Origin of the sequence: Nostoc cf. commune SO-36 (assembly GCF_023734775.1) — a bacterium.
Classification (GTDB): Bacteria; Cyanobacteriota; Cyanobacteriia; order Cyanobacteriales; family Nostocaceae; genus Nostoc; species Nostoc commune_A.
In genome coordinates this window covers 1,486,939-1,511,700 of record NZ_AP025732.1, presented here as the reverse complement: position 1 = coordinate 1,511,700, position 24,762 = coordinate 1,486,939, and the positions used below count along the sequence as shown (strand labels likewise).

The window sequence follows — 24,762 nt, the reverse complement described above, 5'->3', positions numbered from 1 at the left end:
GTTCTTCTACTTTGGCTTCTAACTCGGTATGAGGGTTTCGAGCTTGTGGTAAAGTTCGCCTTGTTGGATGGCGATCGCAAATTGCACCGTCAGTTGGTTGAGCAATTCCACCTCAAATGTTTGCCATTGTCGAGGGCTAGAACATTGATGCACAATAAATAACCCCCAGAGTTCCAGTTCAGGAGTCCCCTTACTTTCTAACAAAATCGGCACAACTAAATTCGCCTTCACCTGAAACCGTTCTAAAAGTTGAATATGGCAATCACTTAAATCCGCTTCGTAGATGTTCGCCACTGTGCAGATTTTTCCCCGCCGGTTTTGCTGAAAACAGGTATCTTCAATCTCAAATCCCAAGATTGGTGTCCATTGGGGTAATACTGACTCTGCTACGACCTTACCCAGCATTTGAGGAGTAAACTGATACACCAACACACGATCAGCCTTGAGTAACTGGCAGACTTCTTTGACACTAGTAGTGAGGATATCTTGAAGCTTCAAGGATTGGCGGATATGCAGAGCGATCGCTCCGACTAACTTTTGTTGTTCTTGTTGTTGTTTTAGCTGCCGCATTAGCTGCTTATGCTTGCTTGCGCCATGAACCGCTCGACGTAAATTATCAGCAGTCAGTTTTCCCTTGACAAGATAATCTTGCGCCCCACTCTTGATAGCTTGGACTGCGATCGTTTCGTCGCCCTGCCCAGTTAACATCATCACAGATGTATGGCTACCTTGGGTTTGTCGCTGTAATTCATGCAGAAATTCCAGCCCATCCATATCTGGCAATCGGTAGTCCAATAGAATTACATCCGGTGTTTTCCATTGACAAACTTCCAACGCTTCTTTGCCAGACTCAAATTCGTAAATTTCGTAGGTGTAGCGATCGTCCCGATCTAAGAAGCGTCGATATAAAGCTCTGTCTTCAGCAGAGTCTTCTACGAAAAATACAGTTATTAGATGGACTCTCATACAGTTCGACCTCCTAAAAAAGTAGAGGGATGGCGTATAAAGCATAGGAAGAAATAATTAATATCTAATTTATTTCCCAATCCCCAATCTCCAAATCAAGAAATCCGAATTTTTCTTGATCACAGACTACTATTTTTAATCGTATAAACGCATAATAGAAGTGTGACTGATCTGTTCGCCCCTTTACAATCTCTCAAACAAGGTAACTGGTTCAAGCTGATCTGCGGAGCCAGCTTCCAGCATTTGCCGGCAGTCAGAAGTTTAACGTTAGCCTATACTTTGGCGGGCGCTGACTGCATAGATGTTGCAGCTGATCCTGCGGTGATTGCAGCAGCGCAAGCAGGGCTACAAATAGCCAAATCTCTGGCTAGTGATGCCCAAAAGCGAGGCTTTGAGTACAAAGGAAATTCGCCCTTTTTGATGGTCAGCCTGAACGATGGAGAAGATCCCCATTTTCGGAAAGCAGAATTTGCTCCTACTAAGTGTCCTACAGACTGCCCACGTCCCTGTGAACGGATTTGTCCAGCACAAGCCATTGTGTTTAACAGTATAAAAGAAGACTTTTCAGGAGTAATATCCGAAAAGTGCTATGGCTGTGGTCGTTGCATACCAATTTGTCCGCATAATAGAATTAGTACCTCATCGTATGCCTCAACGTCGGGAGCGATCGCGCCTTTAGTAATGTCAACGGGAGTAGATGCCGTAGAAATCCATACAAAAGTTGGGCGGTTGGCAGAATTTGAGAAATTATGGCAAGCAATTTCACCGTGGGCTGATCAACTAAAGTTACTAGCTATCAGCTGTCCCGATGGCGAAGGGATGACTGATTACCTAAAAGCACTGCATAAGCTAATTGTCCCATTCAAGAGTGCTTTAATTTGGCAAACTGATGGTCGTCCTATGAGTGGTGATATTGGCGATGGCACCACAATAGCCTCGGTGAAATTAGGACAAAAAGTTTTGGCAGCTAAGTTACCGGGATATGTGCAAGTTAGCAGGTGGCACAAATAGCTATAGCCGTTGCTAAGTTAAGGGCAATGGGACTACTGAGCGATTTTAGATTGCCGATTTTAGATTTTGGATTAGAAGACACCAATCCACAATCTAAAATCCAAAATCCAAAATCCAAAATTTCCGGGTTGCCTACGGTAGCTACGCCCGTGTACTGCTGTCACCAATTCTCGAACAGTTAGAGAATAAGGAGGTAAATAACACCACGTAAAGGCGACTGTTCGCCTAGAAGAGATGACATATTACTTTGGCAAGCTGTAGAACTTGCCCATTCTCTCGTTTCCCAGATAAAGTCACAGCACGAGCGCTAATCGCTATATGTTTTGAGCATTAGGATGAGCATCTAAGAAAGAGCGAAGACTGAAAGCATTGATTTACGTTTGTTTCCGTCACTAATAGAAAGCATGACGATTACAGACGATCTCCAAAAGTTATTAGACATTTTGCCCCAAGACCTGCGACAAGTACTAGAGAATCATCCCAAACGAGATAGTTTAGTAGAAGTGGTCTTGGATTTGGGTCGTCGCCCAGAGGCTCGCTTTCCTAATCAAGCTGAGTATCTGAGCGAAGTACCCGTTACTCAAGAACAGATAGATGATTGTATTCAACGAGTTGGAATCTTTGGCGGAGATAATCGAGCAGGAATTGAGCAAACTTTGCATCGGATCAGCGCCATCCGCAACCGCACTGGTAAGATTATTGGCTTGACCTGTCGCGTCGGTCGGGCGATATTCGGAACCATTGGCATGATCCGCGATTTGGTAGAAACGGGTAAATCGATTCTCATGCTGGGGCGTCCAGGCGTGGGCAAAACTACTGCCTTACGGGAAATTGCCCGTGTTTTAGCCGATGAATTACATAAGCGAGTGGTAATTATTGACACCTCCAACGAAATCGCTGGGGATGGTGATGTTGCCCACCCCGCTATTGGTCGCGCTCGGCGAATGCAAGTTGCTCATCCAAACCAACAGCATCAGGTGATGATTGAGGCAGTAGAAAACCACATGCCAGAAGTCATTGTCATTGATGAAATTGGCACAGAACTCGAAGCTTTAGCGGCTCGTACCATTGCGGAACGGGGTGTACAGTTGGTAGGGACTGCCCACGGAAATCAGATTGAAAACCTGATTAAAAACCCCACCCTGGCTGATTTAGTTGGGGGTATCCAAGCTGTGACACTGGGAGACGACGAAGCCAGACGGCGGGGCAGTCAAAAGACTGTTTTGGAGCGTAAAGCCCCACCTACCTTTGAAATTGCTGTGGAAATGTTGGAACGCCAACGCTGGACAGTACACGAAAGTGTTGCTGACACAGTAGATAATCTGTTGCGGGGTCGTCAGGCTACCCCACAAACGAGAACCGTTGATGACCAAGGTAAAATTGCTGTTACAAGGCAGTTAGCTGTTGTCAACGGTCGTGGTGGACAGCTAGCGACCGTGGAAGAATCTTTCCCATCGGCGCGGCCGTCTAATGGCTGGCGTTCATCTGGACAAATGGTAGCATTGCCACAATTGCCTGTAGAGCGGGTAACTGGGCGCAGTGAGTTTGACCGTTTGCTGGATGAATCTTTCAATTATTCTGAAAGCATTGATCTAAATGCTGCTACAAGAGTGCCAGGGCCGAATGGTGAAGATTTGCCATTGCACGTTTACCCTTATGGGGTTAGCCGCCACCAACTAGAACAGGTAATTAGCGTGCTAACTTTACCTGTAGTATTGACAAAAGATATAGATAGTGCTGATGCAATTTTAGCATTGCGATCGCACGTCAAAAACCACGCCAAATTGCGCCAAATGGCCAAAGCCCGTCATGTACCCATCCACATGATTAAGTCCAGCACCATTCCGCAAATTACCCGTGGTTTGCGGCGGTTGCTGAACATGGACGATCCAGAAATGGCTGATGATCTAGAACTACAATTGTTTTTGCACAATGGTAGTGATGATGAGATGGATGCCTTGGAAGAAGCTAGACTTGCTGTTGAGCAAATTGTGATTCCGAAAGGACAGCCAGTGGAGTTATTACCACGTTCTCCCCAAGTTCGCAAAATGCAACATGAGTTGGTAGAACATTATCGCCTCAAGTCGCATAGTTTTGGTGAAGAACCAAATCGCCGCTTACGGATTTATCCGGCGTAACCTCACCCTAACCCCTCTCCGCATTGCGAAGAGGGGTTAAGAGTGAGGTTCATTGTTAATCAGCAACTCGACTTCATTAAGTAACCGCTCAACTGAACCTACGAATTATTTTAATATTCTGAATATTACTTCTATTCCTCTGTCCTAAAAGGACAGAGGAATAGAATTTTCCCCCTCTTACTTTAAGTGGAAGGGGGCTAGGTTTGATTGACACTCCTCGACCTAAAGGTACGAGGATCTTGGTTCAGCGAGTCCACTTAAATTAGACCCCTTGCGGTATCTAACCCAGAGGTGGTTCTCTCCTCAAGCGTTAACTTTCCGAGTGCCCCTCGGTAGTTGGATGATTCCAAAATTTGTTTGATTGAAATTCTGATCGCCTAGTCCCCATGAAGATTTTACCTATTCCTGGGCAGGAACTAGAACTATGGAATAGAACCCCATATCTTCAATTGTCAAGGTACAGATTGCCGTTAGGCATTTAGGTTTTTATACAGGTTGATTACCGTTCCTGTTAAACGTAATTTTACCAGAACGTGACTGAGGCGTAAACAACCTCAAACCGTTTTCATCCCTTGCCTAAAGTACGTAATACGGCGCGTAGCGCCTGTTAGTCAAGGGCTTTCAACGAGTATTTTTGTAAAAGTTGCACACGACATATAATTTAGGACTCCTGTTTGATTTTTGAACAAAATTCAATACAGATTTATTCCTTCTTCCCTTTTTTCTGTTACGGAGCAAAAACCAGCGTTACAGGAAGAAGGCAAGTCCAGATCATATTCTTCGTTAGCGATCTTTAAAGCTCATCTTCTTGATGGGTTAAGATTGTACAGTCAGAAGTAGCATAGGCAAACACAGGTAAGGACAAATCCATCGTTAATTTGATCGTCGTCTAAGAAGTTCTGATCGTCTTGGTTAATTGAACCTGAAATCAGTTTCCCGGTGCAGCTAGAGCAAGAACCAGCCCTACAGGAGTAGGGTAAGTCTATACCTTCGTCATCGACAGCCGCATCTAAGATGTATACATCATCCTCAACATTAATTGTTTTGTCGCCATCTGGGGTCTTTAATGTGACTTTATAAGTTGCCATGTAACAATCCCTAGTTCAAATAAACTCCATATTCGATACTACGAGTTTATGTGCTGCTAGTCTAGAGTTGATTACGGTTGACTGTTTAGATTCTCTAGGGGTTAGTCGGGCTAGTTTATATGTACCAAAAGCTCTACACGAAAATCAGAGAGGAAAAAATGCTGCGATTGCATCAGCAAATCCTTGAAATGAACTATACTCCTTAGACACGATAGAGACATTCATACCCAATTTTTGGGTGTTAGCGGCGGTATAAGGGCCAAAACATGCAATGACACAATGTTCATAATCGCTTGGTGAGTTGACCATTGTCAAAAAGCTTTCTACTTCTGCTGTGCTACTAAAGGCAATTACATCAATCATTCCTTGACGCATCAAGTTTAATTCAACACCGTAGATACTTGCGTCTAAACCTTGTGTGATATACGTGGATACGCGAGTTACTTCTATACCCAATTTCTGCAAATCCGTAATTAAGTTGGGTACAACATCAGGCTCAGGCAAACCAACAACTTCTGGAGCAGGTAATAGTACTTTTTTTTCGTGAATATGCGGAAGTTTCGCTAATTCAGCCACAATTCCGGCTGGACTAGATTCTGTGGGAATTAAATCTACTTTGCCACAAAAAGATAATAAGCTTTCTGCGTCTTTCCTAAAGCACATAATTGGCATTTTTGCACCACAGATACAGGAATATCTAAATCATTCAGCCGATGAAAAAATGCAGTGATACCATTTCTACTTGTGAAGACAATCCAATCAAATTCTTCTATGTGGATGAGAGCAGTATCTAATTTATTGTAGTTTGATAAATAGCGAGTTTCGATAGTGGGCATGAAAACAGGTAAACCACCTTGTTTGATGATTTGTTCAGATAACCTATAAGCATAATTTCTCGGTGCTGTAACTAAAATTCTCTTGCCATATAGAGGTAATTCTCTGGATGGAGTAAGCAAGTTTATTTCTCTTAATTGGGTGTGCATTTGTTTATCTCCTATTTCATATCTTGATTCCGCAACGCCAAAAAGCTGATGCAAATCCTAGCCATTTTTCTAGGATAAATTCTCCCCATTTTTCCGATGTCGTCTGTGTTGATAAAACGGCACTATATGAATATCTAAGAACGTTTACGGAAAAATCTTATGTCTTCATTACTGGCTTTGTCCAACAGTTTAGCTGATACCGTAGAAGAAGCTGGGAGTGCTGTGGTTGCTGTCAATGGGGGTACACGTGTTTCCCCAAGTGGCATTCACTGGCGTAATGGTATTATTGTTACCTCTGATGAGTCTCTCCAGCGCTATGACGATATCACCATTACCCTATCAAATGGTAGTACTGCACCAGTAACACTCGTTGGTCATGACTCTAGCACCGATATAGCTGTTTTTAAACTAGAGAATGTAGAAATACCTGTGGCAAAAATTGGCGATGCTAAAACGCTCAAAGTCGGTCATCTGGTATTAGGACTGGCAAGAGGTAGCGAAGGTGACTTAAAGGCGGCGATGGGTGCAGTGAGTGTAGTTAGCGGTGCTTGGCGGAGTATGAGTGGCGGAAATATTGATCAATTCATTCGCCCAGACATCACCCTTTATTCTGGTTTTGCAGGTGGGCCGCTTGTGGATGCTGCTGGTTTTGTGGTAGGAATGAATACATCGGGGCGGCGTGGTACTGCTTTAACGATTCCTACTGCTACAGTCGATCGCGTGGTTGATCAATTAGTAGCAAAAGGACGTATTTCTAAGGGCTACTTGGGTGTGGGAATGCAACCTGTACGCTTACCAAAACAATCTAAAAACTGCTCTCAATTTAAGTTCGGCAACTGGGGTAATTGTTGTCAATGTTGAGGCTTCGGGCCCTGCTGAAAAAGCAGGTGTGTTGCTTGGCGATGTTTTGGTAACATTCGATGGCGTAACGGTGGGCGATACAGGTGATGTGTTGGCGCTGCTTAATAGTAGCGATCGCATTGGTAAAGCTGTCAATGTGCAAGTTGTCCGGGGTGGAGTTTTAGTTGAGTTAGCGATCGCAGTTGGCGAACGGTCTACTAAGGAGGAATAATGCCAATTTGGATGGGTTTAACTAGCTGTGTCAAGATTTATAGCGATTCCAATTCAGATGCAGTACAAGATTATATCGCGGGGTGTAGGGGCACGGCAGTGTCGTGCCCACACGGGTGTACCTCACGTAAATGAAAAGCGCTATATCTAACTTTTCTATTCATTCAAGCTTCTGAACTCGAAACTTTAACTTCCGAACACGGAACTTTGACCTTTTTACTGGAACGTTCAAGCTTTGAACTCGGAACTTCGACCTTTTTACTCAAACGTTGAGCTTTTGAACTCGGAACTTCGACCTTTTTACTCAAACGTTGAGCTTTTGAACTCGGAACTTCCACCTTTTTGCTCGAACGTTGAGCCTCTGAACTCGGAACTTCGACCTTTTTGCTCGAACGTTGAGCTTTTGAACTCGAAACTTCGACCTTTTTGCTCGAACGTTGAGCCTTTGAACTCGGAACTGTGAGAATTTGCTTTGCAAAGTTGGGTTGATTGATATCTTGCAGCATTCTCAATTATCCCAACCCGACTAAAAACTATTGTCAGCTAATAGATTTTACTGTGACATACTTAAAAATTGCATAACATGGCAAACACAACATTAACTAACATCGCTGCTGAATTGACAGAGGTAGCTGCTAAACTACGCGACTCGCACTGTTAAAGTGAAAAGCGGCTCTTTGGGAATCGGTTCTGGTGTAATTTGGCAACCTGACGGACTAATTATCACGAATGCTCATGTAGCAACCAGCAATCGCGCAACTGTGGAATTGGCGGACGGAAGAGTATTTGACGCGCTGCGTACACAATTTGATCCACAGCAGGATTTAGCCGCCCTGAAAATTGTTGCCACTGATTTAAATGCTGCAACCATCGGCAATTCTGAGGCGCTACGAGTGGGTGAATTAGTTTTAGCGGTGGGTAATCCCTTTGCTGACAGTGGTGCTGTGACAACTGGAATTATCTATGCAAATAATCCACGAGCAGTTATGGCCGATTTACGGCTGTATCCTGGAAACTCTGGAGGGCCGCTTGCCGATTGTCAAGGCCAAGTTGTGGGAATTAATACGATGATTGCTAATGGTTTGGCTGTGGCAGTTCCCAGCAAAACTGTTAAGCGTTTTTTACAGGTAAATAGTCGTCTGCAACTGGGAGTTACACTGCAACCTGTGCTTTTAGATAGACGTAGATTGGGTTTATTGGTGCTGTCAATCTTACCTGACAGTGTAGCGGCAACTGCTGGTGTGCAAATTGGCGATGTCTTAATTGGAGTTTCGGGGCGATTATTCACTAGCATCAATGACTTAAGCAAATATCTTTATCACAGTAAAGGATCTGTGCCGCTACAACTCCTACGCGGTGGACGGCAATTTGTGATTTATGTTGGTGTGCCGTCTGAGAAAAACTGCTGTGGAGGCAACATGATTCGGGTAATGGTAGTTGCTACTTCCCCTGTGGTGCGGGCAGGGTTATCAGCTGTGGTGGCTACCAATCCCCGGTTGACGGTTGTGGGGAGTGCATCTGATTTGGATGTATTGGCGAGTGAAGTTGGGCAATTACAACCAGATGTGGTGCTGGTAGATTTAAGCGGTAATCTTCAAAAATCAGTGTGGGAAAAATTGCTGGCTATTCAAGAACAGCAATACCCATTAGGAATGATCGTCATTGTTGAGGAACTCGATAACATTGACTTAGAGACAGCGTTACGTTCTGGAATCCGGGGAATATTGCCCAGTACTAGCACAGAGTCAGAAATTGTTGCGGCTGTGGAGGCGATCGCTTTTGGTTTGCTGGTGCTGCACCCGGATGCTGTAGAATTACTGTCTATCCGCGAAAAAGTGGTAACGAATCCTGTACAAAGCTTGACACCACGGGAGATAGAGGTTTTAGGTATGCTTGGGTCAGGTTTGGGGAATAAAGCGATCGCTAAACGTTTGCATATTTCTGAGCATACCGTCAAATTTCATCTCTCATCTATTTTTCAAAAGCTCAGTGTCTCCAGTCGCACCGAAGCTGTTGCTGTGGGTGTGCGCCTGGGTTTAATTATGCTTTAAGGCAGGGGCAAATAGACCTCTTGTATAAATCAAATGATGACATCAGCCTTCAATGAGGTCATGGTGTATGTATCACATTTGATTCATCACTTATATGAACATTTTAATGCTCTCTTCCACCTTTCCTTATCCACCAACGCGCGGGGGAACCCAAGTTAGGACATTTAATTTACTTAAATACTTGAGTCAACGCCATACTGTCACCCTAGCGACTCAACGCGAAGGCGATGTTACAGATGCAGAAATAGCAGGATTACACGATTGTGTGGATCATCTAGCTATTTTTGAACGTCCGCCAGATTCTCCAACTACCGGAATATTAAAGAAAATACAGCGATTTGGTAGATTTTTACAACAGGGGACACCGCCAAGTGTACTCAACCGCTACTCGGTTGAAATGCAAACATGGGTTGATAACTGGGTGAAGGCAGGGAAATGCGATGTAATTACTTGCGAACATAGCGTCAATGAAATTTATGTGCAGCCACATTTTCAGAAACAGCTAAAAACCATAGTGAATGTTCATAGTTCTGTTTACGCTACCTGTCGGAACCAACTAGCAACAGGCATTTCTGAAAATTCCCTCAGAGATAAAATTAATCTGCCACTTTTGCGTCGTTATGAGCAAAGCTACTGTGCTAAATTTTCGGCAATTGTCGCAACAACAGAAGAAGATAAAATTCAACTACAGGAATTTAACCCCAATAGTGAAATTACAGTTATTCCCAATGGCGTAGATTTAGTTTCTTTCCCCAACCGTACCACCGATCCAGGAGGACATCGCTTAATTTTTATTGGGGCAATGGATAATTTAGCAAACATTGATGCTGTCTGCTTTTTCAGCAAGGAGGTTTTGCCAGAAATCCAAAAATTATATCCTGATACAACTTTTGATATTGTCGGTTCTCATCCAGTATCAGAAGTTTTAGCGCTTAATCAAAAACCAGGAATTAATGTAATTGGGCGTGTGCCTTCGATGGTAGAATATTTGCATCAAGCCACCATCTGCGTTGTACCCATGCGAACTGGGTTTGGCATTAAAAATAAAACTTTAGAGGCAATGGCAGCTGGTATACCTGTAGTAGCTAGCGATCGCGGCTTAGAAGGATTGAGCGTAGATGGTGCTAGTCATACATTACGGGCATTACGAGCCAATACACCCACAGAGTATGTCACCGCGATTAGTCAACTATTTGATCATCCACATCTGCGATCGGAATTGTCTGACAACGGTAGACAACTTGTAGAAACAGAGTTCACTTGGGATATCGCTGGTAAAAGTTATGAACAAGTTTGTCTTGGAAGGAATAATACTAATTCGTAATTCGTAATACTCGCTAAAAGCGAGAAGCAAACTACGTAATTCGCAATTAGGACACACATAAAACCAATTCGCAATTCGCAATTCGCAATTAATTCAGACACCCACAAGAGGTGGGGTTTTTACCTACCTTGAGAAAACTTGGATTTTTTCGTCCACCAGGGGCGAGGTTTTGAACCTAGCTTTTTCTGATAAAAACGCTTGATCTAATAAAGATCCCATTTTATGCTTTTAGATAAATTCTAATTGTTCTATCTTATAGCTATGGGATAAATATTTGTAGAGAGGTTGCATTGCAACGTCTCTACATCGCTCGTGCAAATTATCTTATCCAAATTGGATTGTTTCAGGATTAGCTTAGTAAAAAGCACATTAATTATTTTCAAACTTAGTTGAAGCTCCTAACACAAGTAATTTCTTATGCTTACGCTTATTCTTATTTTTCAGGGTAGTCAAATAGTTATCAACGTAACGGAAAGCCGCTTCACAGTCGTAATCAGCAATAGCTATAGCTTGCAAGAAAACCTTTGAGGGAATTTCAAACCCTAAAAATTTTTCTGTTAAAACTAACAAATCTTTATCTGTGGCAGGAAAAGTAGTTTCTTCTATATCTTCAATATCTTCTGCATCTTCTGAATTAGAAAATATATCTTCAAGTAATGTTTTATACACTTTGTACCTCCCCAAAAGCATAAGATGCAAAGCCTGTGATAAAGTTCAGTTGCTGATCGCGAGTTTGTAAGTTCAGTGGGAGTTCAGTACCAGGACATCCTATTTCCCGTAAAATCTCCAAACAATAAGTACTGAGTTGAGTGTATGGAGCTTGCTCCAATTCTTGAGCTACTTCTAGAGCCATCTTCAGATTGACTTGGATAACCGTCTTTACAGGGTTGGTCATAAACACGCCCTAAGAAACTGGATGCTCTAAGTTTTGATCACAAGTCCAAATAGCGTAACGGTGTTTTTGCGGATTTTATGAAGAAAGTAAATTAAAGTATCAGCGCATTTGCGGTAATCTATCCGAAATTATGCAAACTAGCCTGATATCTCAGCAATCTCGCTCTAGGTGCGTCGTCGTACCCCTTTACGGAAGTAGGCTATGCGTAGCATCCATCTTTTGAAGAAAGCGATCGCTTATCTTAAATTGTCTTCACATTTTGAAGAAGAATTCAGGAGTCAGAATGGGCTAAACGCCCCGCTACCGCTAACAGGAGTCAGAGGCTCCTGCGTCGCTAACGCTGTGCTATCGAGCGTCTTTAAGACCACCAAATTTTCAATTTGGTGGGGGTTTTAAACCCGTTTATTCAGACGATCGAGTACAGAATTCATACTGAATTCTGACTCCTGACTCCTGAATTCTGTTTAGATAAAGCTCGATTTATGAAATATAACTGTACAGACGGGCTATGACGCTCCTAACTCCTTCTTTGCAATATGATGATATACAAGCACCATCAACAAAAGCTGTTGAGATGGATTGCATTGTTCCTAGTTGGGACATTTTTGCAATTGTTGTTTTACATCCCGACACCAGTCTTATCGCAAAATTCCAATAGCTGTAGCAATATTACAGTCCCTCTGACACCTGAAGAACAAACTTATGCTCGTTCTGCTTGGCAGTATTTTGTCAAAAATTATCAGCCAGCAACAGGATTTACCAAATCTACTGGGGGTTATCCTTCTGGTACACTCTGGGATATGGGTAATTACCTAATGGCGTTGAATGCTGCACGCTGGTTGAATCTCACTGACCAAGCAGACTTTGATGCTCGTCTCAACAAATTTTTAACAACTCTCAACAGCTTAAAGTTATTTGAAGATACCTTGCCCAATAAAGTCTATAACGCAGCCAATGGACAAATGGTTGATTATGGCAACAATCCCCTTGAGCGGGGTCTTGGTTGGTCTGCTTTGGATGTTGGGCGAATCCTGGCGGCCTTTGATGTCATTCGCACTTGTCATCCGCAATATAATGATTGGCTCAAAGGAATTGTCGCACAATGGCAAGTGGCGCGATCGCTCAAAGATGGGCAACTTTTTGGCGCTACTGTTCTTCCAGACAACACAACGTTATTGGTGCAAGAAGGACGACTCGGCTATGAAGAGTATGCCGCCAGGGGTTATCAACTTTGGGGCTTTTCTGCACCGAAAGCTATTGCTTTTGAGCCGTTTAAGTTAGTCGAAATTAATGGCGTGCAAATCCCCGTTGATACCCGTGACTTTCAAAACACCAACGCTAATAATTACGTTGTTAGTGAATCTTATATCCTAGATGGGATTGAATTTGGTTTGCAAGGTGAGTTAGCTGATTTTGCTGCCAGGGTTTTAGATGTGCAAAAACGGCGTTATGATACCACGGGGCAGTTGACTGCTGTCACAGAAGATAATATTGATCAAGCACCTTACTTTCTCTACAACACCGTCTACGCTAACGGTGCAAACTGGGCAACAATCACGGATGCCAATAAACCTTATCCACAGTTTCGCAGCATCAGCACCAAAGCTGCTTTCGGTTGGCGCTATCTTTTTCCAGATAATGCTTATGCTCAAAAAGTTTTTGATGCTGTCAAGGATCTCCGCAGTCCTGATGACAGTGGTTACTATGCTGGTATCTATGAAGAATCAAAACAACCTAATAAAGCTTTGACAGGTAATACTAATGGGCTAATTTTGGAGATTTTAAGAGAACTCCACAAAAAAAATGATCCAATAGCTATGTGGGTTTAGCAAAAATTTCTACAAACCATTTTCTGAGATTGGGGAGGCGGTGAATCTGTGTTTCAATTTCTGCCATAGCGGAGGTAGTAAGTTTAACTCCTGTAGAATAAACTGTTTCTACCAATGTGACCACCGGATTTTTACCCTTAAATGTGAGAGTTTGGGCGAAATTCAGTACAGTCTCAACAGTGTCAAGTAAACTACCATTCCAATGCTGTTCTAACCAGCCAAAACAACGTTCTATCGGGTTATATTTGCTATGATAAGGCGGATAATAAGCAAGTTGTAACGTCAGTTGAGATGATGTACCAAAATCTACAATCCGCTTCATAAATTGAGTGCGGCGAGAATTATTTTCAGGTCCATTATCCTGATTAATCACCAGTTTTTGAATATGAGCAAATCTGTGTTTGACAGTTTGCCACCAGCTTTCAAGCAAATCAACAATACAATCAGCGGTTAATTTGGAAGAAACAAAGAATAAAAATAACTCGTTGTATTCAGGTATAAAAATGCCGTAGGGAATCAGAGTTATCTCCGTCGGGAAGTCGTGGTCTACTGAGATGGTTGGCATTCGATTTTTACCCCCACGGTCAAATTCTCCAATCTTAACTGCTACCTTAGCATCAATGGAAATTCGCAGAGTATGAGGGTCATTGTCAGCTTCACTATTAATTTGTTCAACTTGTTCAAAAATCGCTTCTGTTTCGGGAATTTTCTTGATAGGCTTGGTTTTCAGAACTCTTTTTAAGGTATAGCCTAAATCATTCAATTTTCGTCGAATTGTTTCTGATGAAGGTAGTTCTTCCTCTGTGTAACCAAATTGTTCAATTAGTTGACGACGGACTTCGCTTGCCGTCATGCGTGTATACAAACGTATACTTTTAAAACTGGGGTCAGTTTGACTTTGTGGGTCTACTAACGATTTTATATCCCTCAACAAGTTTGATAATTTTGCTTCAGCCCGCTTGCGTCCACTACGCCTGAAACCATCAATAAAAGGCTGACCACTCTCTAACTCCTGCATCCCTTTACGGATAGTGCGCCTATTCCATCCCAACTCCCTTTCCGCCACAGTTTGTCCACCTATTCCCAAACCTTTGACTACTTCTGCCATGAATTGTCTTCGGTCACTTCCCTTGAGTTTTTTCGCTGTTTTGATGTACAGAGATTTTAGGTGCGCGGTGAGTTGAATGATAGATTTTGGATACATGAGCTAGACTGCACACTGAATTTATCTTTCTCTTATCATAGGATCAATTATTCTGTGGAGTTCTCTCACCTCATCAAATGAGTAACCAGTTGTTTGTTCACAAGCTTGATTGAAGCGAACAATTTGCCCTTGTGTGTCAAGAACTATTACCAAAACGCTGGCTGTATCAAGGACTGCGGAGATAAAGTTGCGTTCTGTGTTTAGTGTTTCTTCTGTTGATTTACGCTCGCTTACCTCACGAGAAATGAAATAGTAGACTATAGCCAAAATGAGAAAACTTAGACAAATAGCGAAGGCAAGTGTCAAAATCGTATTATGGGCACTGGCTTTTGCAGCTTGTGACTGCTGTTGAAGCAACCTTCTATCCTCATTTTCTATCTCATAAATCATCTTGCGGATATCATCCATGAGATTTTTTCCCTGATTTGTCTGAATTACCTGCAACGCCGCTTCAAATCCCTGATTCTGACGCAGGTATATAGTCTGCTTGAGTATGGCGAGTTTTGCAGCTATCAAAGGTTCAAGGGTGGCAAACTGCTTTTGTTGGCTAGGTTTATCTGCGATTAAATCCTTCAGTTTTGCAATTTTTTGATCGATGTTTGCAACTACTGCTTGATAAGGTTCTAGATAACTTTCTTGTCCAGTGAGAATGTAACCGCGTTCTCCAGTCTCAGCATCCTTCATCTCGGACAGTAATTCTTCTAGTTTATTGATTTTCTCTTGGGTTTTTTGTACCTGATTACTAGTATTAATTAATATATGTGTGTTTTGATAAGAAATTACGCCAATCAAAACTAAAATCGCCGATGCTAAACCAAACCCTCCGGCTATTCTTTTAAAAAATTGTTTGCGTCCCTTCTGCGCCTGTTTGTCTGTATCACTCGCCAATACTAAACTTGCTAAAGTGCGCCGCATTTCTAGTTGCTTGATTACTTGACGGCCTAGAATTCGTAATGCTTCAACTTGTTCTGGAGAGAGGTTTCTTGGTACATGGTCAATTACGCAAAGTGTTCCTAGTGCATATCCTTCAGGGTTAGTCAATGGTATACCAGCATAAAACCGAACATTCGGGTCAGAGGTAACTAGCGGGTTTGTAGCAAACCTTTCGTCTACTGTGGCATCAGGCACAATAAAAACTTCAGGTTGCATAATAGCATGGGCGCAGAATGCCACATTTCGGGGTGTTTGTAGCGCATCCAAACCAACTTTAGACTTGAACCACTGGCGATCGCTATCAATTAAACTGATTAAAGCAATGGGAGTTCCACAAATATATGAAGCTAAACGGGTGAGATCGTCAAAGGCAGCTTCCGAACGAGTATCAAGAATTTTATACTGCAAAAGAGATTCGATTCGCTGTGTTTCATTATCAGGTAATGGTGCTTTCATTCTTCAGGCTTTTACCATTTTAAATTTTAGATTTTAGATTTTGGATTATTTATAAGGTTTACCTCCTGCCCCCTGCCTCCTAAAATTTGACCCGTAACTGTCCTGTCAAAGAATTACCACCGTATGCACTTCCCCCCGTTTCTTGATTTCGGACATTACTAAAGCTATAGCCAAGGTCTGCCTCTATATTTGGTGAAACCTTTACCATACAGCGCGTTTGATATGTATTGGCATTGTCAAATTCTCCTTTAAGTCGCTGCTGTCCTAGGTTAGCAGCGAGGCGACAGCGTAAGAAATTAGCAATATCTCCTTCCCAAGCCACTTCAGCGTTGTAAACTAGAAAATCTGGTGGAGAAAAATAGCCACTTGTGCGTTCTAAATCGCGATTAAAACTCCAACTGAATAGGTTTGCTGCCAGAGAAAACTGTCCAAACTTGCGCTCTAGCCTACTAAATGATTGCACCTCGGAATTACCATCGTTGGTTTAACAAACAGGGTTTGGATTTTATTCGAGATGCTTTAATGCCTATTGCTAATGCGGCACAATTTGGACATCTGGGACAAGAAGCTTCTACTGCTTATGTGATTCGGCTACTGGCATTATTGAACCGTTGCAATTTCCTGAAAAAATTGGTTCTGAATATGCCTCAATTCCAAGAAGGGAATCAAGAATTATGGAATCGTTTAGCAGCAACTCATAACTTGTGTCTAGGACAAACTATTGAGCGTGTTTCTCGCGGTCAAACAATTCTGGTAAAAACTACCTCAAATCAGTGGGAATTCGAGCGTTTAATTTGGACTGCTCCTGTAGATGACTTTCTTAGCGTAGCTGATGCTTCCACGGAAGAAGCAGATATTTTTTCTCGGGTACGTACAATTAAAAGAGCAGTTATTACCTGTAAAATAGAGGGTTTACCTGCAAACATTTTCTACGTCATCAGAAATACTTTAAATCAGCCTTTACCAACTAGTTATCCATTAGCTATCTACGAGGTTGATCCAGGCAGTAAAATCTACAATTTTTATCCATTCATGGATGAAACGACAACTATTGAAGAGTTGGAAAGCAACGTAGTCGATTGTGTCAAAAAGCTCGGAGGTACTCAAGTGACACCTATGGGGCAACCCCTAATTTGGAAGTGGTTCTCTCATTTTTTAACCGAAGACCTCAAGGATGGTATTTATGAACGATTGGAAATGTTGCAAGGTAGCCAAAACACCTACTTTGCTAATGAAATGACTGCTGGGGTTAGCGTACCTTATGGTATGGAATATGCGGCTTATTTAGTGAAACGCTTCTTTTGATAGTTGGCATACTCCCCGCAATTGAATTGCGGAGATTCTAGACTTAAACAGCGATCGCAGATCCTATCAAGAAAAACTCTCGTGTGACCGATCAAAATTTCTGTGCCGAGATTTCAACAAAAACGTTGTTTTGCTTGATATCAGTGCAAATCCCGCCGTCTGTCCGTCAGATGTGAATGTCAAAAAGTTTACTTTGATGCATTCATTTTATTATTTCTTTGCCGTTGGTAATTTGGTATAGTTCATAATACTATTTTTAACAAAGAGATTTTAAATATACAAAGGACACAAATATTATGGATGTAAAAGAACAAAATTGGAATTACTTTACTAACCATTTGCTCGATTGGCATGGAATTTGGACGCGATATACACCAGAAGGTGATATCAAAGAATCGTTTCAAAGTCTGAGAAGTTTTAAAAGTAATCCAGAAAAGACTGAAATTACCCATACCAATACTTATACTTATGCAAATGGCGAAAATAAGCAAGAGAGTTGGGAATTTAATTTTCTGTCAAATAGCTTAGATAATGGACTTTTTCACCCATCACGCGAGACGATGCGAGGATATTTCTTTGCTTCCGGTCATGCTAGTTGGGCAGCAGTGAAATTAGAACCAAACTCGTATTTTGGGATAGAATTATTCTTTCGATATGAAGATTTACGCCATAGTGTAGGTATTGTTTACGACGAGAGGGGAAACTTATTTCATATAGCAAATATTCGTGAAGATTGTAATGAATTACCTAGCCAATATTGGTCAGATGAATTAAATCAATTACCACAACGGGAGTTGAGTGGTAATTGGCAAGGTATATCTATGACTATTACTCCCGATTTGAAGATTTCCGAACCAATAGTAACTCAATTTAATTGGCATAGAGAAGGGCATAAATATTACTATTTACCTGACGGTGTTTCTGTTAGTTGTCCTAGTTCAATTAGTATAGATACTCCCTTTTCTCTAATCGCAAATTGGTTGATTAATAATTATGAAATGCATCAACTAATTGCTAATTATGATGAATTGGGAGCATTTTCTTCGCTGACGCTAGAAACATTCCTGATATCCAATGTTTAATATTTTGCTCTACTAACATCTAATTAGTAGAGCAAAATAAATTTGCTTTAATTGGGGGAGCATTTTATGGAAATTAGAAACCAAAGAAAAACTTGAAGAATTTTTCAAGCAAGCATTTCCTCAACTCTCCCTAAAAAAAATTATTTCTTGTGAAGAAATAGCTAGATTTACATGATGGGTCGATTGAGTTAAAGGTCAAACTAGAAGTGTGTTTGTCGGTTTGTTGACAAAGTTAGACGGGTCTTGATCTCGTCGATGTTTAGTGGGAATGGGGTCTGGCTGCCCATCACCGACAAGGGCTGCGGTTTTCTCTAGGGATTCCCTCAATCGCTTGGCTGCGTAGATGGACATATCTCGTGGTACATTAATGCGATCGCGCAAATATCGCAGAGCAACATCAGATCCCGATGGAGGTACACAGTCTTCACCTGTCATCATGTGTGTTAAAGCACAACGTAGTGCTTGATCAAACAATTTATCATCTAAGGGGTTGACTCGGATAATATTAATGCGGTGTTCGATAGTTCGTTGAAGAGCTTCCATGCGAGAGTTTTCGGGTTCTGGATAAGTAACATCTGGTAGCCCGAACCAAGGGCCGTTATCCACCCGCGCTTTATTGAGAAGCATCTGGGTTTCGCCGTTTTCCCAACAGCCCCCCATCTGGGGCGGCAAATCATGTGCGTGGGTGTGAAAGTCGCTCTGGGTACCGCAGTAGGTCGGTCGGCTTTCCATTGCCGCAAACCATGCACTCAAACGAGGGTTTTCCTCACGCAGCGAATAGCCCTTATAGTAGTAAAGGCTCGCATTCATCCGTTCAAGATATGGTGTAAAAATGACATCGACAATGCCGAACCTATCTAGAAAGTAAGGACTTGGGGTGCGACCCAGAGCCTCCTCGACTCTAGCCACCACTCCGATAAATTGTTCTCGGTTGCGTTGTTCTTGTTGAGAGGAACCGGCTTTAGAACACAGCCAAACGCACCAAGCTCTAAATAAAAGTCGTTCTAATTGACGTAGAGGAAGCACTGTATGGTCTTCCATCCCTTGGCTCAATGGAGCAAAAACCTTTTCCAAAGCGATCAAAATGTCATCGCTTTCCTTAATAATCCGTCCATCTAGCTCGATCGCGGGGAGCATTCCTGATGGTACCTTACGTTTGTACCAACTTTCTTTCTCCCCATAGCAGAACATTGTCACTTTTTCGATGCGGTAGGGGATTTGTTTTTCCTCTAGCCATAACCAAACTTTTTGACAGTAAGGACACCAGGCGTGGTTATCGCGGTACAGCGTTACCCGCACATCAGATTCCGGTTGACCAAACAAGCGCAACCTGGCTCTAGCGTTGGTGAGACCATTAACGGTATCTATTTGATAGTCCGTGAGGGTTTCTAGTTCTTCCCAGCTTAAGGGTGCGGTAGTCATAGGGGAAATGGCATAGGGCAATACTCAGGACAATTCTATACTCTACAATATTTCCAATTACACTAACTGTATCGGCTAAATACTTACTAATTTGTATAAGCGTGTTTAAAGTAGCATAGATTTAAGTGAGCGATCGCTAGTTGAATAATGAGTATAGTATCCCCCATTCCGCACCCTAATACTATTTCACGAAAAGTATGATACAGATAATTAAGGAATAAATATTACGAGCAAAGATGGCTGGAGTCACCAAAGTAAAAATAGTTGAATCAGTTGACGAATTGCATGAACTATATTACTTAGACTAAAATCGACTGCTCTATCGACTGATAAAGTTAAACAGATGGGAATTGATGTCTAAATTTAATGAAGTACCAAGCTGGAGGCGAGTTTATACAAGAACTGCCACTGATTTTAGGGGGGCCAATCCTTCAACATACTGAGCCAGAGTCAGTGACGGTCTGGGTGGCACTGAAACAGTCTTGTCAAGTAGAACTTAAAGTTTATGACACAACAAATGATGGTGAAGCATTAGAAAATTGTTTATTGGAGGGAGAACGCTCTACCGTTGCTTTGGGCAAGTATCTTCACATTGTTGCTATAACGGCTCGGTCTACGCAAGGGTCTCGTTTAATTAATGACCGCATCTATGCATACGACCTCCAATTTACTGGTACTGACCAAAGCCCGCAAACGCTGCAACAAGCATTATGCTCAAACTCCTCTCCGACAGCCAGCATTAGCTACTTTGAACATCAAAAACCAACCTTTGTTTTGCCGCCGAACCGTCTTCAAGATTTGCAAATTATCCATGCTTCTTGCCGTAAACCTCATGGTCATGGGTTTGACGCGCTGCCAATTCTCGACAGTTTGATTGAGACATCAGCAAATCAACCCCAACACCGTCCGCACCAGCTATTCCTCACCGGAGATCAAATTTACGGCGATGATGTAGCAGAACCATCCTTGTGGGTTGCCAGTACTCTTGGTGATGCCCTCTTGGGTTGGGAAGAACAACTTCCTGTGAATGGAGTATACTGTACTCCCCAGCAGCTACCCCCTGGAGAACGGGCTGATGTGGCGACAAATCAAGCTGGCTTAACCGCAGGATTACATAATAAACCTGAGAAAGTTAACAGTCATCTTTTCAGCCTCGGTGAATATTACGCTACTTATTTACTAGCTTGGTCGCCAGTGTGCTGGCCGTCCGAATTTCCCAAAGGACACCAAGTAAAGCGCAAGAGCAAAGCCATCAAGAACTGGAACCGACAAGTCTGGCATTTGCGACAATTTATTTATACGCTTTGGAAAGTGCGCCGCGCCCTTGCCAATATTCCCATGTACACCATCTTTGATGACCATGATGTCACTGATGACTGGAACCTAAACCAAGCTTGGTGTTTGCGAGTGCTGGGACATCCTTTAGGACGAAGAATAGTCCAAAATGCATTGTTAGCTTACACGGTGTTTCAAGGTTGGGGCAATACGCCTGAGCAATTTGCAGAAGGTCAACCCGGTGAAAAGTTGTTGGCGGCGGCACAAGCTTGGTCAGCATCCCTTGGGAGAGATGCCAAGGCTGATGAGGCGATCGCTCGCTATGTAGGTATGCCAGCCAACGATCCCCGCACAAACTTACCTATTTTAGTTCGAGATGGTGCAGTATTCATTCTGGATCGACATCCTGAAGCAATCACTTGGAACTACATAGTCAGAAGCAATTGCCATGAAGTAATTGTGCTGGATACGCGGACTTGGCGGGGTTATCCAGCCGATCAAAAAGCGATCGCGCCGCCCATGCTGCTGTGTCCAAAAGCCTTTGAGCAACAACTAGTTTTACCTTTACAAGAAATAGTTGAACAAACTCAGATTCAAACTACATTTGTGATTGCGCCCACAAATGTATTTGGACTACAAGTGATTGATTGGATTCATCATTGGCAGTTACAACAGGAGAAAGTTTTTTCAACGGATGTTGGAGATGCCTGGAACATTAATACTGAAGCATTGGCTAAATTCTTAACCACCTTGTTTGAAGAACGTCAACAAGTGATTATTCTATCTGGGGATATTCACTACAGTTCTGTTGCTCACTTGTCTTATGCACGCACTCATTCCAAATTACAGTCTGTCTTAGTGCAGTTAACCGCTAGTGCATTGAAGAATGAAGAGATTTTGACGCGACTCATTCATACACGATTGAAACATTGGCTACTACCAGAAAACGTCCGACATTGGATAGGTTGGATTAATCCACCCAATATGGTAGAAGTTTCAGAGAAACAATTACACCATAATCGCCACATGCTGACTAACTCTGAATGGCATTGCGTGCTGGAGTGGATACCTCGAAACAGCGTTCAGACTTCTCGGTACGGAGCAGATATATCATCGTTGATAGCTCCCTGGAAACGAGCCGAAAATGCTAAATGGAAATGGTTACAACCCGTAATGTTTTGGAAATCTCGTTGGTTTCAAGAGGGGCGAGAAGTAGTTGGATTGAATAATTTAGGTCTGGTTCACTTTGAACTAGCAGATGGGAATAATTATTGCAAAGTTATTCAAGATTTGTACTGGTTTTCTTCTTGGCATCCAACCCAAGTTGTTTACAGCCGTTTTGAGAGCCAGTTAACGCCGAATAAGTCATTGTTACAATGACCCCCGGAAGATCCCCCCAACCCCCCTTAATTCCAGGGCTATTTCACCACATAAAGGCAAGAAGTTTGTCAATTGCCCATATTTCTTCCTTAAATATGTTTATCACTTTTTTAGTAAAATCGTATCAACACTTGCAATTTTACCTATTTTAGGGAATGAAAATAACCCTGCCCGCAAGCCTACGGTGTACACACAAGTAGTCCTAGAGCGAGTTTCCAGCCAAAAAAGGTAGATTCAAACTGATACAATCCGCGAATCAAAGTAGTAATTCCCGGAGGTTTCTGAGACTTATAACCAGACCAACCACCAAGTCGAGCAATAATCCAAGTAGCCCAAGCAAGGGTTTGAGGAGGATAAGGATTTTGTTGCAATTGAGTTTTCCCATCAAGAGTTGGGGCGATTGCAAACAAGCATTGCAGTTGCTCGTCCGAAAAGGCAACAGTTGCAGGCAAATCAGGATTTTCTCGTCCCTGAATCAATTGTAAAATTCTCACAGCAATAGACAAAGCCAACACAGTTAGTCGTTGGATGGCAGCAATCGACTCTAACTGGGTAGCTTCGAGATTTAATCCGGCTTTTTTGAGGGTGGCAAACAACTGTTCAATTCGCTGTTTCTCCTTGTATACCATCTAATCACTTGTAATGCTTGTTCTAAACAAACAACTTGGTGAGTGGTCAGCAATCGCCAATGAATCGGTTCTTGACCAACAGGTGGGTTAACTTCTACAGCTTCAACTGCATAAAGCGTTACACTAGCGGGATAATCTAAAGCACTCAATTGATCTGGACGTTGAATTTTCACCACCGCACGGCGAAGGATTAATAATGCCTCCCTTGCGGTTCTACCGATACGTGAATCTGCCGGGACATTTACGGTATAAGTTCCTTCACTAGATTGTTGGTTTAAATACGTATAAAGCGATTGAGTTTGTCCTGCAAGGCGACGGTCTTGGCAAGCTCTTACCAATACATGATTGTCTCGATTTGGTACAGTGGCAAATTCTTCATACAAATCGCTTTCTCGGTCGGCGATATGAGTCACTACTTTGGCTGACCCAATGCTTAAGAGAACTCCACAGAATAATTGATCCTATGATAAGAGAAAGATAAATTCAGTGTGCAGTCTAGCTCATGTATCCAAAATCTATCATTCAACTCACCGCGCACCTAAAATCTCTGTACATCAAAACAGCGAAAAAACTCAAGGGAAGTGACCGAAGACAATTCATGGCAGAAGTAGTCAAAGGTTTGGGAATAGGTGGACAAACTGTGGCGGAAAGGGAGTTGGGATGGAATAGGCGCACTATCCGTAAAGGGATGCAGGAGTTAGAGAGTGGTCAGCCTTTTATTGATGGTTTCAGGCGTAGTGGACGCAAGCGGGCTGAAGCAAAATTATCAAACTTGTTGAGGGATATAAAATCGTTAGTAGACCCACAAAGTCAAACTGACCCCAGTTTTAAAAGTATACGTTTGTATACACGCATGACGGCAAGCGAAGTCCGTCGTCAACTAATTGAACAATTTGGTTACACAGAGGAAGAACTACCTTCATCAGAAACAATTCGACGAAAATTGAATGATTTAGGCTATACCTTAAAAAGAGTTCTGAAAACCAAGCCTATCAAGAAAATTCCCGAAACAGAAGCGATTTTTGAACAAGTTGAACAAATTAATAGTGAAGCTGACAATGACCCTCATACTCTGCGAATTTCCATTGATGCTAAGGTAGCAGTTAAGATTGGAGAATTTGACCGTGGGGGTAAAAATCGAATGCCAACCATCTCAGTAGACCACGACTTCCCGACGGAGATAACTCTGATTCCCTACGGCATTTTTATACCTGAATACAACGAGTTATTTTTATTCTTTGTTTCTTCCAAATTAACCGCTGATTGTATTGTTGATTTGCTTGAAAGCTGGTGGCAAACTGTCAAACACAGATTTGCTCATATTCAAAAACTGGTGATTAATCAGGATAATGGACCTGAAAATAATTCTCGCCGCACTCAATTTATGAAGCGGATTGTAGATTTTGGTACATCATCTCAACTGACGTTACAACTTGCTTATTATCCGCCTTATCATAGCAAATATAACCCGATAGAACGTTGTTTTGGCTGGTTAGAACAGCATTGGAATGGTAGTTTACTTGACACTGTTGAGACTGTACTGAATTTCGCCCAAACTCTCACATTTAAGGGTAAAAATCCGGTGGTCACATTGGTAGAAACAGTTTATTCTACAGGAGTTAAACTTACTACCTCCGCTATGGCAGAAATTGAAACACAGATTCACCGCCTCCCCAATCTCAGAAAATGGTTTGTAGAAATTTTTGCTAAACCCACATAG

At 42.3% G+C, this 24,762-nt stretch carries 15 protein-coding genes and 6 pseudogenes; 10 read left to right on the top strand and 11 right to left on the bottom strand.

Annotated features, from left to right (window positions below; translation table 11 throughout):
• Positions 1-18: 18 nt before the first annotated feature.
• Positions 19-966, bottom strand: coding sequence for a response regulator (locus ANSO36C_RS06645; RefSeq protein WP_251958889.1), 948 nt, complete (start codon positions 964-966; stop codon positions 19-21).
• 162 nt (positions 967-1,128) lie between these two features.
• Between ANSO36C_RS06645 and ldpA the strand changes: the two are divergent.
• Both ldpA and ANSO36C_RS06635 read left to right on the top strand, forming a co-directional pair.
• Positions 1,129-2,288 (top strand): annotated as a pseudogene (gene ldpA / locus ANSO36C_RS06640) (circadian clock protein LdpA).
• A gap of 93 nt (positions 2,289-2,381) precedes the next feature.
• Entirely contained in the window at positions 2,382-4,115 is a 1,734-nt protein-coding gene (locus ANSO36C_RS06635) for a R3H domain-containing nucleic acid-binding protein (protein ID WP_251958888.1), read from the top strand.
• Between the two features lie 793 nt (positions 4,116-4,908).
• On the opposite strand, the pseudogene ANSO36C_RS06630 reads toward ANSO36C_RS06635, so the two are convergent.
• Together ANSO36C_RS06630 and ANSO36C_RS06625 are read right to left on the bottom strand one after the other, a co-directional pair.
• Positions 4,909-5,203 (bottom strand): annotated as a pseudogene (locus tag ANSO36C_RS06630) (2Fe-2S iron-sulfur cluster-binding protein).
• A gap of 144 nt (positions 5,204-5,347) precedes the next feature.
• Positions 5,348-6,186 (bottom strand): annotated as a pseudogene (locus tag ANSO36C_RS06625) (uroporphyrinogen-III synthase).
• A gap of 159 nt (positions 6,187-6,345) precedes the next feature.
• Here ANSO36C_RS06625 and ANSO36C_RS06620 point away from each other — a divergent pair.
• A pseudogene (locus ANSO36C_RS06620) lies at positions 6,346-7,258 on the top strand (S1C family serine protease).
• A 163-nt stretch (positions 7,259-7,421) separates the two neighbouring features.
• Here ANSO36C_RS06620 and ANSO36C_RS06615 read toward each other — a convergent pair.
• Positions 7,422-7,763: a hypothetical protein gene (locus ANSO36C_RS06615; RefSeq protein WP_251958887.1), complete on the bottom strand. Its 342-nt coding sequence runs from the start codon at positions 7,761-7,763 to the stop codon at positions 7,422-7,424.
• Between the two features lie 156 nt (positions 7,764-7,919).
• Here ANSO36C_RS06615 and ANSO36C_RS34170 point away from each other — a divergent pair, with 156 nt between their 5' ends.
• Positions 7,920-9,308 (top strand): trypsin-like peptidase domain-containing protein, encoded by a 1,389-nt coding sequence (locus tag ANSO36C_RS34170; protein ID WP_323374571.1) that lies wholly within the window; start codon positions 7,920-7,922, stop codon positions 9,306-9,308.
• Positions 9,309-9,402: 94 nt separating this feature from the next.
• Positions 9,403-10,632 (top strand): glycosyltransferase family 4 protein, encoded by a 1,230-nt coding sequence (locus ANSO36C_RS06600; protein ID WP_251958886.1) that lies wholly within the window; start codon positions 9,403-9,405, stop codon positions 10,630-10,632.
• A 369-nt stretch (positions 10,633-11,001) separates the two neighbouring features.
• On the opposite strand, the gene ANSO36C_RS06595 is transcribed toward ANSO36C_RS06600, so the two are convergent.
• Together ANSO36C_RS06595 and ANSO36C_RS06590 are read right to left on the bottom strand one after the other, a co-directional pair.
• Positions 11,002-11,301: a hypothetical protein gene (locus ANSO36C_RS06595; protein ID WP_251958885.1), complete on the bottom strand. Its 300-nt coding sequence runs from the start codon at positions 11,299-11,301 to the stop codon at positions 11,002-11,004.
• Complete coding sequence (locus tag ANSO36C_RS06590; RefSeq protein WP_251958884.1) at positions 11,294-11,527, bottom strand: hypothetical protein; 234 nt, start codon at positions 11,525-11,527, stop codon at positions 11,294-11,296. The genes ANSO36C_RS06595 and ANSO36C_RS06590 overlap by 8 nt, the downstream gene beginning before the upstream one ends.
• A 536-nt stretch (positions 11,528-12,063) precedes the next feature.
• Between ANSO36C_RS06590 and ANSO36C_RS06585 the strand changes: the two genes are divergently transcribed.
• The gene (locus tag ANSO36C_RS06585) at positions 12,064-13,356 is read left to right on the top strand and encodes a DUF3131 domain-containing protein (protein WP_251958883.1); all 1,293 of its coding nucleotides are present in this window, start codon (positions 12,064-12,066) and stop codon (positions 13,354-13,356) included.
• Here ANSO36C_RS06585 and ANSO36C_RS06580 read toward each other — a convergent pair.
• The 3 genes and pseudogenes from ANSO36C_RS06580 to ANSO36C_RS06570 all read right to left on the bottom strand — a co-directional run bounded on the left by ANSO36C_RS06580 (position 13,343) and on the right by ANSO36C_RS06570 (position 16,412).
• Positions 13,343-14,542 (bottom strand): ISAzo13 family transposase, encoded by a 1,200-nt coding sequence (locus ANSO36C_RS06580; RefSeq protein ID WP_251960248.1) that lies wholly within the window; start codon positions 14,540-14,542, stop codon positions 13,343-13,345. The genes ANSO36C_RS06585 and ANSO36C_RS06580 overlap by 14 nt on opposite strands.
• A gap of 78 nt (positions 14,543-14,620) precedes the next feature.
• Positions 14,621-15,949, bottom strand: a pseudogene (locus ANSO36C_RS06575) (CHASE3 domain-containing protein); the annotation flags it as partial.
• Positions 15,950-16,028: 79 nt separating this feature from the next.
• Positions 16,029-16,412, bottom strand: a complete 384-nt coding sequence (locus ANSO36C_RS06570) for a hypothetical protein (RefSeq protein ID WP_251958882.1) — start codon at positions 16,410-16,412, stop codon at positions 16,029-16,031.
• Here ANSO36C_RS06570 and ANSO36C_RS06565 point away from each other — a divergent pair.
• Together ANSO36C_RS06565 and ANSO36C_RS06560 are read left to right on the top strand one after the other, a co-directional pair.
• The gene (locus ANSO36C_RS06565; protein ID WP_251958881.1) at positions 16,403-17,254 is read left to right on the top strand and encodes a hypothetical protein; all 852 of its coding nucleotides are present in this window, start codon (positions 16,403-16,405) and stop codon (positions 17,252-17,254) included. The genes ANSO36C_RS06570 and ANSO36C_RS06565 overlap by 10 nt on opposite strands.
• Positions 17,255-17,550: 296 nt before the next feature.
• A complete protein-coding gene (locus tag ANSO36C_RS06560; RefSeq protein WP_251958880.1) occupies positions 17,551-18,336 on the top strand; it encodes a DUF3598 family protein in 786 nt (261 codons plus the stop codon).
• 195 nt (positions 18,337-18,531) lie between these two features.
• Here ANSO36C_RS06560 and ANSO36C_RS06555 read toward each other — a convergent pair whose 3' ends face one another.
• Positions 18,532-19,758 carry a glutathione S-transferase family protein gene (locus ANSO36C_RS06555; RefSeq protein WP_251958879.1) on the bottom strand — a complete coding sequence of 409 codons (1,227 nt, stop codon included), beginning with the start codon at positions 19,756-19,758 and terminating at the stop codon, positions 18,532-18,534.
• A gap of 366 nt (positions 19,759-20,124) precedes the next feature.
• Between ANSO36C_RS06555 and ANSO36C_RS06550 the strand changes: the two genes are divergently transcribed.
• On the top strand, positions 20,125-22,413 hold the full coding sequence (locus ANSO36C_RS06550; RefSeq protein ID WP_251958878.1) for an alkaline phosphatase D family protein: 2,289 nt from the start codon (positions 20,125-20,127) through the stop codon (positions 22,411-22,413).
• Between the two features lie 179 nt (positions 22,414-22,592).
• Here ANSO36C_RS06550 and ANSO36C_RS06545 read toward each other — a convergent pair.
• Positions 22,593-23,479, bottom strand: a pseudogene (locus ANSO36C_RS06545) (IS4 family transposase); the annotation flags it as partial.
• An 83-nt stretch (positions 23,480-23,562) separates the two neighbouring features.
• Here ANSO36C_RS06545 and ANSO36C_RS06540 point away from each other — a divergent pair.
• Positions 23,563-24,762: an ISAzo13 family transposase gene (locus ANSO36C_RS06540; RefSeq protein WP_251960248.1), complete on the top strand. Its 1,200-nt coding sequence runs from the start codon at positions 23,563-23,565 to the stop codon at positions 24,760-24,762.

Excerpts from the sequence above, each read along its gene's own strand:
- ANSO36C_RS06635 (WP_251958888.1), top strand. The coding sequence starts at position 2,382 with ATGACGATTACAGACGATCTCCAAAAGTTATTAGACATTTTGCCCCAA.
- ANSO36C_RS06565 (WP_251958881.1), top strand. The coding sequence starts at position 16,403 with ATGATTGCACCTCGGAATTACCATCGTTGGTTTAACAAACAGGGTTTG.
- ANSO36C_RS06555 (WP_251958879.1), bottom strand. The coding sequence starts at position 19,758 with ATGACTACCGCACCCTTAAGCTGGGAAGAACTAGAAACCCTCACGGAC.
- ANSO36C_RS06615 (WP_251958887.1), bottom strand. The coding sequence starts at position 7,763 with ATGCTGCAAGATATCAATCAACCCAACTTTGCAAAGCAAATTCTCACA.
- ANSO36C_RS06590 (WP_251958884.1), bottom strand. The coding sequence starts at position 11,527 with ATGACCAACCCTGTAAAGACGGTTATCCAAGTCAATCTGAAGATGGCT.
- ANSO36C_RS06585 (WP_251958883.1), top strand. The coding sequence starts at position 12,064 with ATGATGATATACAAGCACCATCAACAAAAGCTGTTGAGATGGATTGCA.
- ANSO36C_RS06645 (WP_251958889.1), bottom strand. The coding sequence starts at position 966 with ATGAGAGTCCATCTAATAACTGTATTTTTCGTAGAAGACTCTGCTGAA.
- ANSO36C_RS06600 (WP_251958886.1), top strand. The coding sequence starts at position 9,403 with ATGAACATTTTAATGCTCTCTTCCACCTTTCCTTATCCACCAACGCGC.
- ANSO36C_RS06550 (WP_251958878.1), top strand. The coding sequence starts at position 20,125 with ATGAAGTACCAAGCTGGAGGCGAGTTTATACAAGAACTGCCACTGATT.
- ANSO36C_RS06560 (WP_251958880.1), top strand. The coding sequence starts at position 17,551 with ATGGATGTAAAAGAACAAAATTGGAATTACTTTACTAACCATTTGCTC.